Consider the following 14,465-nt stretch of genomic DNA (forward strand, 5'->3'; position numbering starts at 1 on the left):
CGTAGCCAGCTGTTCCTTTTCGAGCGAGGGAGTCACCCCCATGTCCATTCGTCATGCCCGACCGGCCGCGTTCGCCGCGGCGACCCTGGGCGCCGCTCTGGCGCTGACCGGCTGCGCCGCAGGCGACTCCGGGGGCGCGAGCGAGTCGACCGCCGCTTCGACCGTCACGATCACGGACAATCACGGCGAGGTCGAGGTGCCGGTCAACCCCGAGAAGGTCGTCGCGCTCGACAACCACGTCTTCGAGACGCTGGACGAGTGGGATATCCCGCTGGCGGCAGCGCCGAAGGGCCTGATGGGGGACAACTGGCCCGAGTACACGGACGACGAGGCCGTCGGCGATGTCGGTACCCACCGCGAGCCGAACCTGGAAGCCGTGGTCGCTGCCCAGCCCGACCTGATCATCGGCGGGTACCGCTTCGGCGATTCCTACGACGACCTCGTGGCGCAGAACCCCGATGCCGTGGTCATCGAGATTGCCCCGCGGGAGGGCGAGGACGCGATCGCCGAGCTGAAGCGCGAGACGGAGATTCTCGGGCAGATCTTCGCCCACGAGGACGAGGCTGCGCAGATCAACACGGATCTCGACGAGTCGATCGCGGCGGCCCAGGACGCGTACGACGGCGAGGGCACCGTCATGGGTCTGCTCACGTCGGGCGGCAAGATCGAGTTCGCGGCCCCGGTCACCGGCCGCGCGGTCGGTCCGGTCTTCCCGGCGCTCGACCTCGTGCCGGCGCTCGACCGCGAAGCCGAGGACAGTTCCCACGGCGACGACATCAGCGTCGAGGCGATCGCGGATGCGAACCCCGACTGGATCGTCGTGCTCGATCGCGACGCGTCGTTCACGGAGCCCGAACCAGGCTTCGTGCCGGCCGAGGAGCTCATCTCCGGTTCCGAAGCGCTGCAGCAGACGACCGCGGTGCAGAACGATCAGGTGGTCTACCTCGATCCGAGCTTCTACCTGACCGAGGACATTCAGGCGTACACGCACCTCTTCGATCAGCTGCAGGAGGCGTTCAGCGCCGCATGAGCCGAGATCACGGCTCCGCGGCGGAGCGCCGTGCAGACGGGGCGCCCACCGACAGTGGTGGGCGCCCCGTCGGGCGCACCCCGGTGAGCGACGAGGTGCCGCCGGGTGCGGTGCCCGAACCCGATATCGCGGCGCATCGACCACCACGGCCGCGACCGTGGCGTCTCGGCGTCGCGGTCATCGTCGTGCTGCTGCTGCTGATCGCATCACTGGCCGTCGGGGTCTACGACATCGCCGACGGCGAGTTCGGGGCCGAGATGTTCTGGATCACGCGGGTACCCCGTACGCTCGCACTGGTGCTCGCCGGTGCCGCGATGGCGACGAGCGGACTGGTGATGCAGATGCTGACGCAGAACCGGTTCGTCGATGCCACGACCTCGGGCACCACCGAGTGGGCCGCGCTCGGCCTGCTCCTCACCACGCTGCTCGCCCCGACGGTCGGCCTGGTCGGCCGCATGGTCGTGTCGAGCGTGTTCGCCTTCGTCGGGGCGATGGCGTTCCTGCTGATCCTGCGGCGCATCGTGATCCGGACGACCCTGGTGGTCCCGCTCATCGGGATCATGCTCGGCGCCGTGGTCAGCGCCGTCACGACGTTCCTCGCGGCGCAGTTCAACCTGCTGCAGATGGTGTCCACCTGGTTCATGGGCAGTTTCACTCCCGTCGTGCGGGGCAACTACGAGGTGCTCTGGATCGTCGCGGTGGTGACGGTGCTCGTCTTCATCAGCGCCGATCGCATCACGGTCGCCGGCCTCGGCAAAGACGTCGCGACGAGCGTCGGCGTGAAGTACGAGGCCGTGCTCATCGCGGGAACGGCGCTCGTCGCCGTCGCCGCAGGGGTGACCACCGTGGTCGTCGGGTTTCTTCCGTTCCTCGGTCTGGTCGTGCCGAACATCGTCGCGATGGTCCGCGGCGATCACGTGCGCAGCAATCTGCCCTGGGTGTGCCTCGGCGGCATCGCCTTGGTGACCGTCTGCGACCTCATCGGAAGGACGATACGCATGCCGTTCGAGATCCCCGTCTCCATGGTGCTCGGCCTCATCGGCGCGACCGTGTTCGTGACGCTCCTGCTGAGGCAGCGTCGTGTCTGAGTCGATGCCGGCGGAGTCCCGGCCCTCGGGCGCGGGTATGGCTCCCGCGTCACGCGTCGACGCTCCGTCCCGCGCCTCGGACTCAGGCGAATCGTGGTGGCACCGTCGCGGCGGCCTCGTCGTCGTCTTCGCGATCGCCGTGGCGCTGGCCGTGGCGATCCTGGTCTATCAGAACCCGGCACCGGTCGGGAGCCTGGGGTTCTGGGTCATCGTGCAGACCCGTTTCGCGTCGCTCGGCACGATCGCGCTCGTCGCGGTCTCCCAGGCGGTGGCGACCGTCCTGTTCCACACGGCGACCTCGAACCGCATCCTCACCCCCTCGATTCTCGGCTTCGACGCGCTCTACGTGCTGACCCAGACGGCGCTCGTGTTCGTCTTCGGCACCGCCGCCGCGAGCATGGAGGGGATCCCGAAGATCATCGCCCAGAGCGCGCTCATGGTGGCGTTCGCGACCCTCCTCTACGGGTGGTTGTTCTCGGGCAAGCGCGCCAACCTCCACCTGCTCCTCCTCGTCGGGGTGGTGCTCGGCATGGGGTTCGGGTCCGTCTCGACGTTCATGCAGCGGCTCCTCACCCCCAGCGAGTTCGATGTGCTGAGCGCGCGTCTGTTCGGAAGCATCGGCAAAGGCAACACCGACTACCTGCCGATCGCCGCCGGGATCGTCGCGGCGGTGCTGATCTTCGTCTGGCGGAGGCGCCGTACGTACGATGTGATCGCGCTGGGGCGCGATGTGGCGGTGAGCCTCGGCGTGAACTACCGGCGCGAGGTCGTGACCATTCTGGTGATCGCGGCGGTGCTCGTCTCGGTGTCGGCGACGATGGTGGGGCCGATGACCTTCTTCGGATTCCTCGTCGCGACGCTCGCATACCAGTTCGTGCGGGGCGACCGGCACTCGGAGACGCTGCCTCTGGCGATCGGGATCGCGCTCGTCACACTGCTCGGGGCGACCTTCGTGCTGCGCAACGTCTTCGCCGCTGCGGGTCTCGTGACGGTCATCATCGAATTCGTCGGCGGTCTCACCTTCTTGATCGTCCTGTTGAGAAAGGGGCTGCGGTGATCGAGCTGCGCGGCATCGACAAGCACTACGCCGGAAAGCGCGTGCTCGGTCCGATCGATCTGATGATCGAACGGGGCGGGGTCACGGCGCTCATCGGGCCGAACGGGGCGGGCAAGTCGACGATGCTCACCATCATCGGACGACTGCTCGAAGCCGATCACGGCAGCGTCACGGTCGGCGGTCTCGATGTCCGCACAGGTTCGTCCTCCGAGCTCGCGAAGACGATCTCGATCCTGCGTCAAGAGAATCACTTCATGGCGCGGTTGACGGTCAGGCAGCTGGTGAGCTTCGGCCGATTCCCCCACTCGAAGGGCCGGCTGACCGCGGCCGACCAGGAGGCGATCGATGCGGCGATCGCGTTCCTCAACCTCACCGGGATGGAGGACCGATTCATCGACGAGCTCTCCGGTGGACAGCGGCAGCGGGCGTTCGTGGCAATGGTGCTCGCCCAGGACACGGATTACGTGCTCCTCGATGAGCCTTTGACGGGACTCGACATGCGGCACGCCGTCGGCATGATGCGGCAAGTGCGCGCGGCTGCGGACGCGCTGGGCAAGACGATCGTGCTCGTGATCCACGACGTGAACTTCGCAGCAGCCTACGCGGATCGGATCATCGCACTGGAGAGCGGGAGGATCGTGGCGTCGGGGACCCCCGAGGAGATCATGACTCCCGAAGTCCTCGAGCGCGTGTTCGAGACACCGGTCGAGGTGGTGGAGCAGGGCGGCAAGCGCGTCGCCATCTACTACCGGCCCTGACGCGCGGATCAGTGACCGCGTGAGGTCATGGTACCCGATAGATCTGATGAGCCAGATCAGATGTATCCGGTACGCTCGTGGCCGATGAATGAGCTGCCTGAAAACCATCCCCTGAGCGACGGCCGCACGACGCACGCACCGCTCGTCCGCGCCCTGCGCGGCGACCGCCCGGAGCGGTTGCCCGTCTGGTTCATGCGCCAGGCAGGCAGGTCTCTTCCAGAATACCGCGAGATTCGCAAGAGCATCGGCATGCTCGAAGCCTGTCTCGAGCCCGAGGTCGCGACCGAGATCACGCTGCAGCCGATTCGCAGGCACGGCGTCGATGCCGCCGTCTTCTTCAGCGACATCGTCGTGCCGCTCCTGCTCGCGGGCGTCGATGTGGACCTCGTCGCCGGTCGCGGCCCGGTCTTCGCCCATCCGGTGCGCACGGCCGAGGACGTCGCGCGGTGCCGTCGGGAGTTCGGTCCGGACCGGCTCCGCGAGGCCATCGAGCCCGTGCGCGCCGCGGTCAGTCGCACGGTCGAGGAGCTCGGCAGCACGCCGCTGATCGGCTTCGCGGGGGCGCCGTTCACGCTCGCCGCGTACCTCGTCGAGGGGGCGCCGTCGAAGGACCATCTGCGTGCGCGCAGCCTCATGCACTCGGATCCGGAGACCTGGCGCGAACTGCTCGACTGGACCGCTGAACTCAGCGACGTCTTCCTCACGGCGCAGGTCGAGGCCGGCGCGAGCGCCGTGCAGCTCTTCGATTCGTGGGCCGGATCACTCGGCGTCGCCGACTACCGCGACCATGTCGCACCCGCTTCGCGCCGCGCGCTGCAGACCGTGCAGTCGATGCGCCTGCCCGGCGGTGGCGCACCGTTGCCGACGATCCACTTCGCGGTGGGCTCGGGTCATCTGCTCGAGGAGGTCGCGACGCTCGGCACCAGCGCGCACGGGATCGACTGGCGCACCCCGCTCGACGAGGCCAGCGCCCGCTTCGGCGACCGTTTCCCGCTGCAGGGCAACCTGGACCCGGCATACCTGGATGCGCCGGCCGAGGTGCTCGAGGCGCATCTCGACGACGTGGTGCGTCGCGGTCGGCGCGCGCCGGGCCACGTGCTGAACCTCGGTCACGGCGTGCCGCCGTCGGCCGACCCCGACGTGCTCACGCGCATCGTGGAGTTGGCGCATGAACGGTGACGTACGTCAGGAGCGCTCGCGCGTCGTGGTGATCGGCGGAGGCGTCTCCGGTCTGATCGCCGCCCGTGATCTCGCTCGCGCCGGAGTGCCCGTCGAGGTGTTGGAGCGCGAGCCCGATCTCGGCGGTCGCATCGCGCAGGCGCGGATCGCCGGTCTCACGATCGATGTCGGCGCCGAAGCGTTCGCGACGCGCGGCGGAACGGTCGAGGAACTGCTCCGTGAGATCGGACTCGCCTCGGAGATCACGACTCCCGCAGCGCTCGGTTCCTGGGTCATCGCCGATGACCGCGCCATGCCGCTCCCCGCCGCGGGCGCGGGCGGCATTCCCAGCGACCCGCTGTCGCGCACCTCCTCCACGGCGCTCGGCGTGCTCGGAGCGCTGCGCGCGGCCGTGGAGCCGCTGCTTCCGGCGCGCGTGGGCGCGACGAGCGAGACGCTCGCCGACCTCGTGCGCGCGCGCCTGGGTGCGCGCGTGCTCGACCGTCTGGTGCGGCCGGTGTCGCTGGGCGTCTACTCGACCGCTCCTGAGCGCATGCCGATCGACGCCATTCCCGGCCTGGGTGCCGCGTTCCGACGGCGCGGATCGCTCGTGTCAGCCGCGCGCGACCTCCGAGACAGCCGGACCGCCGCCGGCGGCGCCGTCGCCGGCCTGCAGGGCGGCATGGGGTCGCTGGTGCAGCGGTTGCGCGCGGAGCTCGATCGGCTCGGCGCGCAGATCCGCACGGGCGTCGAGGTCGGAGCTCTGGAGCGCGACGGCGACGCCTGGAGCGTTCGCGACCGAACGGGGTCGGAGATCAGTCGCGGGGGAGCCGTGGTGCTCGCCGTCGACGAGCGCACGGCGTCGCGTCTCGTCGAGCCGTCGACCGCGCCCGCCGATGCGCCGGACGGCGAATCCGATCGCGTCGAGGTGATCGCGCTCGTTCTCGACGACGGACGGCTGACCCGCGCCCCGCGCGGCACCGGCGCGCTGGTCGCGCAGGAGCGCGACGCGCATCGGGGGTCGACGCACTCGACGACCGCGGACGACCCCATTCGCGCCAAAGCGCTGACCCACGCGAGCGCGAAGTGGCCGGTGCTCGCGAGACGGGCCGGTCAGGACCGACAGGTCATCCGACTCTCATACGGCCGTGCCGGCAGTGCACCGGAGACCGAAGCGCTCGACGATGCGGCCGCGATGCACCAGGCGCTCGCCGATGCCTCGCGCATCATGGGCATCACGCTGCATGCGGCATCGGTGCGCGGCATGGCGCGGAAGGTCTGGGGGGTGAGCGGTCCGATCGTCGCCGGCGAGGGTCCGCACGTATCGGCTCCTCCCGGCGTCGTGCTGGCGGGCGACTGGGTATCGGGCACCGGTCTCGCCTCCGTGATCCCCGGGGCACGCGACGCCGCCAGACTCGCGCTCCGGGCCGTCTCCGGCTCGAATCCCGCGAGCACCGGTCCCGTCACCACTGGAGGGAGCTCATGAGCACCGTCACCCGGGTCGAAGGACCCATCGGCGCCCGCCCCGATCTCATCAGGATCGGCACACGCGGCAGCGCACTGGCGATCTCGCAGACCACGACGGTCGCCGAGGCGATCGCCGCGGCGACCGGCATCGACGTCGTGCTCGTCACGGTGAAGACCGAGGGCGACGTGTCGCGCCAGTCCCTGTCGCAGCTCGGTGGCACGGGGGTCTTCGTCAGCGCCTTGCGAGACGCGTTGATCGGCGACCGGTGCGACATCGCCGTGCACTCGCTGAAGGATCTGCCGACCGCGCCCTGCACGGGAATCGCGCTCGGCGCGATTCCCGTGCGCGCGGACGCCCGCGATGCGCTGTGCGCCCGTGACGGCATGACGCTCGCGCAGCTCCCGCACGGCGCGCGCATCGGTACGGGGTCGCCCCGCCGTGCCGCACAGCTGCTCTGCGCTCGTCCCGATCTCGACGTGCGCGACTTGCGCGGCAACGTCGACACCCGACTCCGGAGAGTCGAGAACGATCTCGACGCCGTCGTGCTGGCCGCGGCGGGCCTCGACCGGATCGGCCGCTCCGCCGCCATCACCGAGCGCTTCGCCCTCGATCAGACGCCCGGCGCTCCCGGCCAGGGTGCGCTCGCACTCGAGGTGCGCGAGTCCGACCTCGCACGCGACCCGTACGTCTCGGCGTTCACCGCGCTGAACGACGGCGAGGCGCGTGCCAGTGCGCTCGCCGAGCGCGAGCTGCTCGCCGCGCTCGAGGCGGGGTGCGCAGCGCCCGTCGGCGCCACTGCGCGCATCGAGGAGGACCGTCTGCGGCTGAGCGCGACGGTGTACCGCCTCGACGGTGCCGAGTCGCTGACGGCATCGGTCGAGTGCCGGGTGCCGAGCGGTGCCGCCGCCGCGTCGGACGCCGCCGACCGTGCTGCCGCCGACCTCGGACGCCGAGCGGCACTCGATCTCCTCGCACGCGGCGCGGCCTCGCTCGCTCCGCTGGGAAGCGCCAGGTGACCGGGCGCATCCTCATCGCCCGCGGCGGAGACGCCGGGGACCGCCTGGCTGCGGCCGTCCGAGCCCGGGGCGGCGACCCCGTGATCGCGCCTCTGATCGTTCAGGCACCACCGGAGGATCCCGCGGAGCTGGCCACCGCGATGACGCTGTGGAACGCCGGGATCTACGACTGGATGGTCGTGACGAGCGCGCACGGTGCGCGCGCGGTGGCGGACGCCGGCGCCGGTGCGAGTGCGCGCGTCGCGGCGGTGGGCCCCGCGACCGCCGACGCGCTCTCCGCGCGCGGACTCGAGGTCGCCCTCACGCCTCCGCACGACTTCTCGGCCGACGGCATCGCCGACGCGCTGCTGAGCGCGCTGGGCGATGAGCCCGTGCGCATCCTCTTGCCGGTCTCGGAGATCGCCGGCACCGTGTTCGAACGAGCGCTCCGGGAAGCCGGGCATCGCGTCGATCGGGTCACGGCGTATCGCACGCTGCCCGCGCCCGAAACGCCGGAGGCCGCGGCGATGGTCGCGGCGGGCGAGTGCGCGGCGATCCTCGTCACCAGCGGGTCGATCGCTCGCGAGGTCGCGCGCCGCTTCGCGCCGCTTCCCACGCACACGCGCCTCATCGCCATCGGCCACCCGACCGCCCGGGCGCTCCGCGATGCCGCGCTGCACGTCGACGCCATCGCCGACCCGCACACGACCGACGGATTGCTCGCCGCGCTCGAACACTTGGCGCTCCTGCCAGACCCCGGCACCGCAGACCTCACCCCAGCCCCTGAATCGAGGACCAGCCCATGACCAGCGAACTCGCCGCCCGTCCCCGCCGCATGCGCCGCACTCCGGCGCTCCGACGCCTCGTCGCCGAGACCCGCCTCCATCCGGCCGAACTCATCCTGCCGGTGTTCGTGCGCGAGGGGATCGACGCCCCCCGTCCGATCACGTCGATGCCCGGCGTGGTGCAGCACACCGTGGACACCCTGCGCCGCGCCGTCGTCGAGGCCGCCGAGGCGGGCATCGGCGGTGTCATGCTGTTCGGCGTTCCCGAGGTGCGCGACGCGCGCGGAAGCGCCGTCGACGATCCCGATGGCATTCTGAACGTCGCCCTCCGTGCCGCGATCGACGAGGTCGGCACCGACATCGTCGTGCAGACCGACCTCTGCCTCGACGAGTTCACCGATCACGGGCACTGCGGAGTACTCGACGCCGCTGGGGTCGTCGACAACGATCAGACGCTCGAACGATACCGCTCAGCGGCGGTCGCGCAGGCGGAGGCCGGCGCGCACCTGCTCGGGCTCTCGGGCATGATGGACGGACAGGTCGCCGCGGTTCGCGACGCGCTGGATGCGGCCGGGCACCAGGACACCGGACTCATCGCCTACGCCGCCAAATACGCCTCGGCGTTCTACGGCCCGTTCAGGGAGGCGGTCGACTCGCAGCTCGTCGGCGGCGACCGGCGCACGTACCAGCAGGATCCCGCGAACCGGCGCGAGGGCCTGCGCGAAGTGCGCATGGACCTCGCCGAAGGGGCGGACGCCGTCATCGTGAAGCCCGCCATGTCGTACCTCGACGTGCTCTCCGACGTGGCCGCCGAGAGCCTCGTCCCGGTCTGGGCGTACCAGGTCTCCGGTGAGGCGGCGATGATCGAGGCCGCCGCCGCGAACGGCTGGATCGACCGGCGTCGCGTGATCGAAGAGGCCGTGACGAGCATCAAGCGCGCGGGAGCCGACGCGATCCTCACCTACTTCGCCATGGAGCTGGCGGGTTGGATGCGCGAGGAGCGCTGACCCCGCGGGCGATCGGGGGCGCTGCGGCGCCCGATCGCCCGCGGCGGATCAGACGCGAGCGGCGAGCGCCTCGACGGCGCTGGTGAAGCAGCGGAGACCATCGATGCCCGAGCTCATGGCCTGCGGTGTGTCGGGACCGAACCCGGCCTCGACGGCGTGCTCGGGGTGGGGCATGAGCCCGACTACGTTGCCGCGCTCGTTCGTCAGGCCGGCGATGTCGTTCAGCGAGCCGTTGGGGTTCACCCCGGCGTAGCGGAACGCCACGAGTCCCTCGCCCTCGAGACGATTGAGGGTCTCGGCATCGGCGATGAAACCGCCGTCGCCGTTCTTCAACGGGATTACGATCTCTTCACCCGCGCTGAACTGGTGCGTCCATGCCGTGTCGGCGTTCTCGACGACGAGTCGCTGGTCGCGACGGATGAACTGCTGGTGCGCGTTGCGGATGAGTCCGCCCGGCAGCAGGTGCGATTCCACCAGCATCTGGAAGCCGTTGCAGATGCCGAGCACGGGAACGCCGCGGTTCGCGGCGTCGACCACGTCGGTCATGATGGGGGAGAGCGAGGCGATGGCGCCCGGGCGCAGATAGTCGCCGTAGCTGAATCCGCCGGGCAGCACGATGGCGTCCACATGCTGCAGGTCGTGGTCGCCGTGCCACAGGGCGACCGGCTCGGCTCCGGCGAACCGGACCGCACGCTGCGCATCCCGGTCGTCGAGCGAACCCGGGAAGGTGATGACTCCGATGCGCACCATTACCGCGCCGCCGGAACGTCGACGGGAGTGCCGTCCACGGAGATCGCGACGACGTCTTCGATCACCGCGTTCGAGAGCATGTCGTCGGCGACCGTGCGCACCTCGGCCAGCGTGGCATCGGTGACCTCGCCATCGACGGTCAGCTCGAAGCGCTTGCCGATGCGGACATCCTGGAACTGCGCGTGACCGAGTCGCTGGAGAGCGCCGAACGTCGCCTTCCCCTGCGGGTCGAGCAGCTCTGCCTTCGGCATGACTTCAACAACAATCGTGGGCACGGAGGGCCTCCAACATCGGGAGTGGACAGGTCGGACGTCATGAGCCAGTTTAGCCGGTCCGGTCGAAGCGCGCGGGCGCGGCGACGGGTCCGGTGGTGACGCAGCCGCGCTCAGGAGCCGCGCTCAGGAGACCTGCGGCGCCTCGAGCCCCGTCAGGCGGACGTAGAGCTCCCGGTAGCGGGCGAGGGTACGGTCGACGATCTCGGCGGGAAGGACCGGCGGCTCTCCGGTGCGGTCCCAGTGCGCCGACAACCAGTCGCGCACGATCTGCTTATCGAACGATGCGAGGCGCTCGGCGCGCGGAAGCGTCGGATCGAGATACGCCGCGGCGTCCCAGTAGCGGCTCGAATCGCTCGTCAGCACCTCGTCCGCGAGCACGATCTCACCGGAGATCGGGTCCACGCCGAACTCGAACTTCGTATCCGCCAGCACGAGACCGCGTTCCGCGGCGAGGTCGCGAGCCTCGGTGAAGATCCGGATCGAGGCATCTCTGAGTGCCTCGGCCGTTTCCCGGCCCAACACCTCGACGCTCTGCTCGAACGAAATGTTCTCGTCGTGCTCGCCGAGCGGCGCCTTCGACGCCGGGGTGTAGATCGGCGTCTCGAGCAGATCGCCGTCGGCAAGGTGCTCGGGCAGCTCGATGCCGCACACCGCTCCCGTCCGTTCGTACTCGGCGAACCCGGATCCGGTGATGGCTCCGCGGACGACGCACTCGACCGGGAGCATGTTCAACCGTCGCGACACCATGGCCCGACCGCGGACCGCCTCGGGCACCGTCGGGCCGGCGGGGTCGAGATGGTTCCGGATCCGGATCCGGTCGAACCACCACTCCGACAGTGCGGTCAGCACTTCGCCCTTGCCGGTGATCGGCGGCTCGAGCGCGAAATCGAACGCACTGATGCGATCACTCGCCACTACGAGCAGGTGGGAGTCGGAGCCGTCAGCCGGCGCGTACAGGTCTCGGACCTTGCCGGAGTAGCGGTGTTCCCAACCGGGAATGGCGAGCGGGGCGGAGAGATTCGTCACACGGGTATTCTCGCAGACCACCGGCCAGCGTTCTCGCGGGTCGATGTCGGCGGTCCGCGTTATGCTGGAGGGGTCGTGAGGAGGGGTATGGTTCCGGTTGGACCCGTGGTGGCGCGCTGCCAGACAGCGCAGCCGAGAAGGGTGCTCTGGGCGTATCTGAGCGACCCAGAACTCCGTGCGGACTGGTGGCCCGAGTTGCACCTCGAGGCGCGACTCGGCGGAATCGTGCGCGAGCAGTGGTCCGAGGGCGATGCCAGCCGCGATGCGAGCGGAGAAGTCGACGTCATCGTCGACGGCCACGCGCTCGGCTTCCGATGGACGGAGGCGGGCGATCCCCGGGCCACGGCGGTGCTCGTCACGTTGCGATCCATCGGCGCGGGCGCGAGTCTCACGGTCACCGAGACCGGGTTCGACATGCTTCCCGACCCGTCCGCGCGTGCGGCCGCCTCGCAAGAGGGTTGGGACGTGCTGCTCCGCGACCTGTCCGCCGCCGTCGACGATCTCGATGAGACCGACGCCGTCGAAGCCGTGGCGGCGGCTGCTGCTGCGGTCGATGCGGCACCCATCGACACGGATTCGACCGAGTCGTCGAGCGCCGGCGAGGATGCCGATCCCGAACGCGCCGAGGGTGCAGACGCCGAGCCGGAGACAGCCGAGCTCGAGGAGGCCGTCAGCGACGATGACGCGGCCGATCTCGAGGCGGACGAAGGCGCCGAGGGTGCGGTCGAGGCACCGTCTCACGACCTGGAGCGCGTGGAGCCCGACGAGCCGGTCGAGCTGCCCGACGGCGAGATCGATTCCGAATCCGCCGCGTGGGCCGCGAGCGGCGTGAGCATCACGGTGAACGGCGCAGCGCCGGGCGACGGCGAGGACGACGAGATCGACGCCTCGACCGACTTCGATCGTCTTCTGCGGGGGCGCTGAGACGCTCCGATCCCCTCGCTACACTCGGGCGGCGATGTCGGTCCGGAACTGGCCGCCCTCGAGCGAGATGAGCGACATCGCTTCGTATGCGCGCGCCCGCGCCGTCGCGAGATCGGCCCCGCGGCCCACGACGCCGAGCACGCGGCCGCCGGTGGCGATCCACGAACCGTCGTCCCGACGCTCCGTCGCCGCGTGCACGATGTGCACGCCCGGAAGCTCCGCCGCCTCCTCGAGACCGGAGATGACCCGCCCGGTCGTGACCGAACTGGGGTAGCCCTCGCTCGCCAGCACGACGATCACTGCGGGCTCGTCCGAGAACTCCGGAGCCGGCTGCGCCTGCAGCGTGCCGGACGCGGCGGCGTGCAGGTACCGGCTGAGCGGCGACGTGAGACGCGGCAGCACGACCTGGGTCTCGGGGTCGCCGAAACGCGCGTTGAACTCGATGACGCGCACTCCCGCCGGGGTGACGATGAGGCCGCAATAGAGCAGACCGATGAACGGCGTGCCCTCGCTCTCGAGCTGCCGAACGGTCGGCAGGGCAACGGTGCGCGTGATCTCGTCGACGAAGTCATCGGCGACCCAGGGGAGGGGGGAGTACGCTCCCATGCCCCCGGTGTTCGGGCCCTCGTCGCCGTCGAAGATGCGCTTGAAGTCCTGCGCCGGTGTCAGGGCGACGACGTCGTGTCCGTCTGCGAAGAAGAAGAGCGAGACCTCCTGACCGTCGAGGAACTCTTCGATGAGGACCTCGCCGTGGGGTGCCCACGTCGTCACATGCGCGATCGCCGCATCTCGATCCTCGGTGACGAGCACACCCTTCCCCGCGGCGAGCCCGTCGGCCTTGACCACGTAGGGCGCACCGAACTCGTCGAGCACCACTGCGGCCTCCTCCGCCGTCGACACGGGTGCGGCGCGACCGGTCGGGACTCCCGCTTCCGCCATGATCCGCTTCGCGAACGCCTTCGACCCCTCGAGCTGAGCGGCCGCTCGGCCCGGACCGAACACCGGGATGCCGCGCTCGCGGAGCGGGTCGGCGACGCCGGCGACGAGCGGAGCCTCGGGTCCGATGACGACGAGCTCGAACCCGTGCTGCTGCACGAAGTTGGTGACCGCGACCGGGTCGCTCGTCTCCAGCTGGGGGGTGTCGACGCCCTCCGCGGCCACTCCGGCGTTGCCGGGCGCGCACACCACCTCGTGGCCGTCCGGCTCCGACCGCAGAGCGCGGACGATGGCGTGTTCACGTGCACCTGGGCCCATCACGAGGATCTTCACGCACCCCACACTACCGAACGCCCTCGGCCCTCCGATCCCGTATGGTGATCGTGTGGCTCGGCGAAAGATCAGCGAAGCGGACGGCATGAGCGCGCTCGACCGCATGCTCGACGGTGCGCGCGACCGCGCGACGATCGCGATGGCGACGCGATTCCTGCTCGAGGAGCTCGCGGTCATCGCGCCCGGCAACACGGTCGAGGTGCGGGTGCCGCCGTTCGGGGCGACGCAGTGCGTGCAGGGGCCGCGCCACACGCGCGGAACGCCGCCGAACGTCATCGAGACGGATCCGGAGACCTGGGTCATGCTCGCCGTCGGGCGGCTCTCCTGGGAGGAGGCGCGGGCGCAGTCGCGGGTCACGGCTTCCGGTGCTCGTGCGAATCTGGACGGGATCCTGCCACTCGTCCGGAGACCGTGAGTGCGCCGCGCGCGAGATCTCGAGAGTCTGCGCATATCACCAGTCAGCAGCTGAGACAATAGTCTCTATGAGCAGTACCGATCCGACCCCGCACGATTCAGCCGCGACCGCTTCGGCCCCCGACCGGGTCGACGGGCACGCTGCGGAAGTGCCGGAGGCGGAGGTGGTGCCCGAGGTGACCGAGACTCGGGTGGAAGTTTCGCTGCAGCGCTCGGTGCGGTACACGCGCCTGCTGATCGTCGGCGCTGTGCTCGGAGCCGTCGCGTTCGCACTGGCCAGTCTCGCGTTCCCGGTCGCACCCGAATCGGAGTACACCGTCGGCCAGATCGCGGGCTTCATGGCCGTTGTCGGCGCCGTGCTCGGTTTGGCGCTCGGCAGCGTGCTGGGCCTCATTCTCGGCGCGGCCGTCAAACGTCGCCGCGGAGCGGGTGTCGCCGTGCAGGCTGACGTGCGATAATCA

Annotated in this window: 16 protein-coding genes; 12 read left to right on the top strand and 4 right to left on the bottom strand. The window is 70.2% G+C overall.

From position 1 onward, the window contains the following. Positions 1-40 precede the first annotated feature (40 nt). The 9 genes from J4H85_RS04280 to hemB all read left to right on the top strand — a co-directional run bounded on the left by J4H85_RS04280 (position 41) and on the right by hemB (position 9,346). Positions 41-1,030 (top strand): siderophore ABC transporter substrate-binding protein, encoded by a 990-nt coding sequence (locus tag J4H85_RS04280; RefSeq protein WP_208237116.1) that lies wholly within the window; start codon positions 41-43, stop codon positions 1,028-1,030. Then, the gene (locus J4H85_RS04285; protein WP_208237118.1) at positions 1,027-2,118 is read left to right on the top strand and encodes an ABC transporter permease; all 1,092 of its coding nucleotides are present in this window, start codon (positions 1,027-1,029) and stop codon (positions 2,116-2,118) included. The genes J4H85_RS04280 and J4H85_RS04285 overlap by 4 nt, the downstream gene beginning before the upstream one ends. Then, positions 2,111-3,175 (top strand): iron chelate uptake ABC transporter family permease subunit, encoded by a 1,065-nt coding sequence (locus tag J4H85_RS04290; RefSeq protein ID WP_307863398.1) that lies wholly within the window; start codon positions 2,111-2,113, stop codon positions 3,173-3,175. The genes J4H85_RS04285 and J4H85_RS04290 overlap by 8 nt, the downstream gene beginning before the upstream one ends. Beyond that, entirely contained in the window at positions 3,172-3,933 is a 762-nt protein-coding gene (locus J4H85_RS04295; protein ID WP_208237120.1) for an iron ABC transporter ATP-binding protein, read from the top strand. The genes J4H85_RS04290 and J4H85_RS04295 overlap by 4 nt, the downstream gene beginning before the upstream one ends. 84 nt (positions 3,934-4,017) lie before the next feature. Further along, the gene (gene hemE / locus J4H85_RS04300) at positions 4,018-5,112 is read left to right on the top strand and encodes a uroporphyrinogen decarboxylase (RefSeq protein WP_208237122.1); all 1,095 of its coding nucleotides are present in this window, start codon (positions 4,018-4,020) and stop codon (positions 5,110-5,112) included. Further along, the gene (locus J4H85_RS04305) at positions 5,102-6,577 is read left to right on the top strand and encodes a protoporphyrinogen/coproporphyrinogen oxidase (protein ID WP_208237124.1); all 1,476 of its coding nucleotides are present in this window, start codon (positions 5,102-5,104) and stop codon (positions 6,575-6,577) included. The genes hemE and J4H85_RS04305 overlap by 11 nt, the downstream gene beginning before the upstream one ends. Beyond that, positions 6,574-7,575, top strand: a complete 1,002-nt coding sequence (hemC, locus tag J4H85_RS04310; protein WP_208237126.1) for a hydroxymethylbilane synthase — start codon at positions 6,574-6,576, stop codon at positions 7,573-7,575. Before J4H85_RS04305 ends, hemC begins: the two co-directional genes overlap by 4 nt. Continuing rightward, positions 7,572-8,360 (top strand): uroporphyrinogen-III synthase, encoded by a 789-nt coding sequence (locus J4H85_RS04315; protein WP_208237128.1) that lies wholly within the window; start codon positions 7,572-7,574, stop codon positions 8,358-8,360. Before hemC ends, J4H85_RS04315 begins: the two co-directional genes overlap by 4 nt. Continuing rightward, positions 8,357-9,346, top strand: coding sequence for a porphobilinogen synthase (gene hemB, locus J4H85_RS04320; protein ID WP_208237130.1), 990 nt, complete (start codon positions 8,357-8,359; stop codon positions 9,344-9,346). The genes J4H85_RS04315 and hemB overlap by 4 nt, the downstream gene beginning before the upstream one ends. A gap of 48 nt (positions 9,347-9,394) precedes the next feature. Here the strand turns inward: hemB and purQ are convergent, their stop codons facing one another. The 3 genes from purQ to J4H85_RS04335 all read right to left on the bottom strand — a co-directional run bounded on the left by purQ (position 9,395) and on the right by J4H85_RS04335 (position 11,397). Next, positions 9,395-10,096 (bottom strand): phosphoribosylformylglycinamidine synthase subunit PurQ, encoded by a 702-nt coding sequence (purQ, locus tag J4H85_RS04325; protein WP_208237132.1) that lies wholly within the window; start codon positions 10,094-10,096, stop codon positions 9,395-9,397. Beyond that, complete coding sequence (gene purS, locus J4H85_RS04330) at positions 10,096-10,371, bottom strand: phosphoribosylformylglycinamidine synthase subunit PurS (protein WP_208237134.1); 276 nt, start codon at positions 10,369-10,371, stop codon at positions 10,096-10,098. The genes purQ and purS overlap by 1 nt, the downstream gene beginning before the upstream one ends. Before the next feature lie 123 nt (positions 10,372-10,494). Further along, entirely contained in the window at positions 10,495-11,397 is a 903-nt protein-coding gene (locus J4H85_RS04335) for a phosphoribosylaminoimidazolesuccinocarboxamide synthase (RefSeq protein WP_208237136.1), read from the bottom strand. Between the two features lie 87 nt (positions 11,398-11,484). Here J4H85_RS04335 and J4H85_RS04340 point away from each other — a divergent pair, with 87 nt between their 5' ends. Further along, the gene (locus J4H85_RS04340) at positions 11,485-12,321 is read left to right on the top strand and encodes an SRPBCC family protein (protein WP_208237138.1); all 837 of its coding nucleotides are present in this window, start codon (positions 11,485-11,487) and stop codon (positions 12,319-12,321) included. Between the two features lie 18 nt (positions 12,322-12,339). On the opposite strand, the gene purD is transcribed toward J4H85_RS04340, so the two are convergent. Continuing rightward, on the bottom strand, positions 12,340-13,590 hold the full coding sequence (purD, locus tag J4H85_RS04345; RefSeq protein ID WP_208237140.1) for a phosphoribosylamine--glycine ligase: 1,251 nt from the start codon (positions 13,588-13,590) through the stop codon (positions 12,340-12,342). Between the two features lie 52 nt (positions 13,591-13,642). Between purD and J4H85_RS04350 the strand changes: the two genes are divergently transcribed. Both J4H85_RS04350 and J4H85_RS04355 read left to right on the top strand, forming a co-directional pair. Then, positions 13,643-14,005 (top strand): sterol carrier family protein, encoded by a 363-nt coding sequence (locus tag J4H85_RS04350; protein WP_307863399.1) that lies wholly within the window; start codon positions 13,643-13,645, stop codon positions 14,003-14,005. Positions 14,006-14,072: 67 nt separating this feature from the next. Then, positions 14,073-14,462, top strand: a complete 390-nt coding sequence (locus J4H85_RS04355; protein ID WP_208237142.1) for a hypothetical protein — start codon at positions 14,073-14,075, stop codon at positions 14,460-14,462. The last annotated feature ends 3 nt before the right edge of the window (positions 14,463-14,465 follow it).

This window comes from Leucobacter tardus (assembly GCF_017583045.1).
GTDB classification, from domain to species: domain Bacteria; phylum Actinomycetota; class Actinomycetes; order Actinomycetales; family Microbacteriaceae; genus Leucobacter; species Leucobacter tardus.

Coding starts and splice junctions, on each gene's coding strand:
- hemE (WP_208237122.1), top strand. CDS start 4,018: ATGAATGAGCTGCCTGAAAACCATCCCCTGAGCGACGGCCGCACGACG.
- J4H85_RS04340 (WP_208237138.1), top strand. CDS start 11,485: ATGGTTCCGGTTGGACCCGTGGTGGCGCGCTGCCAGACAGCGCAGCCG.
- J4H85_RS04305 (WP_208237124.1), top strand. CDS start 5,102: ATGAACGGTGACGTACGTCAGGAGCGCTCGCGCGTCGTGGTGATCGGC.
- hemC (WP_208237126.1), top strand. CDS start 6,574: ATGAGCACCGTCACCCGGGTCGAAGGACCCATCGGCGCCCGCCCCGAT.
- J4H85_RS04285 (WP_208237118.1), top strand. CDS start 1,027: ATGAGCCGAGATCACGGCTCCGCGGCGGAGCGCCGTGCAGACGGGGCG.
- hemB (WP_208237130.1), top strand. CDS start 8,357: ATGACCAGCGAACTCGCCGCCCGTCCCCGCCGCATGCGCCGCACTCCG.
- J4H85_RS04280 (WP_208237116.1), top strand. CDS start 41: ATGTCCATTCGTCATGCCCGACCGGCCGCGTTCGCCGCGGCGACCCTG.
- J4H85_RS04355 (WP_208237142.1), top strand. CDS start 14,073: ATGAGCAGTACCGATCCGACCCCGCACGATTCAGCCGCGACCGCTTCG.
- purQ (WP_208237132.1), bottom strand. CDS start 10,096: ATGGTGCGCATCGGAGTCATCACCTTCCCGGGTTCGCTCGACGACCGG.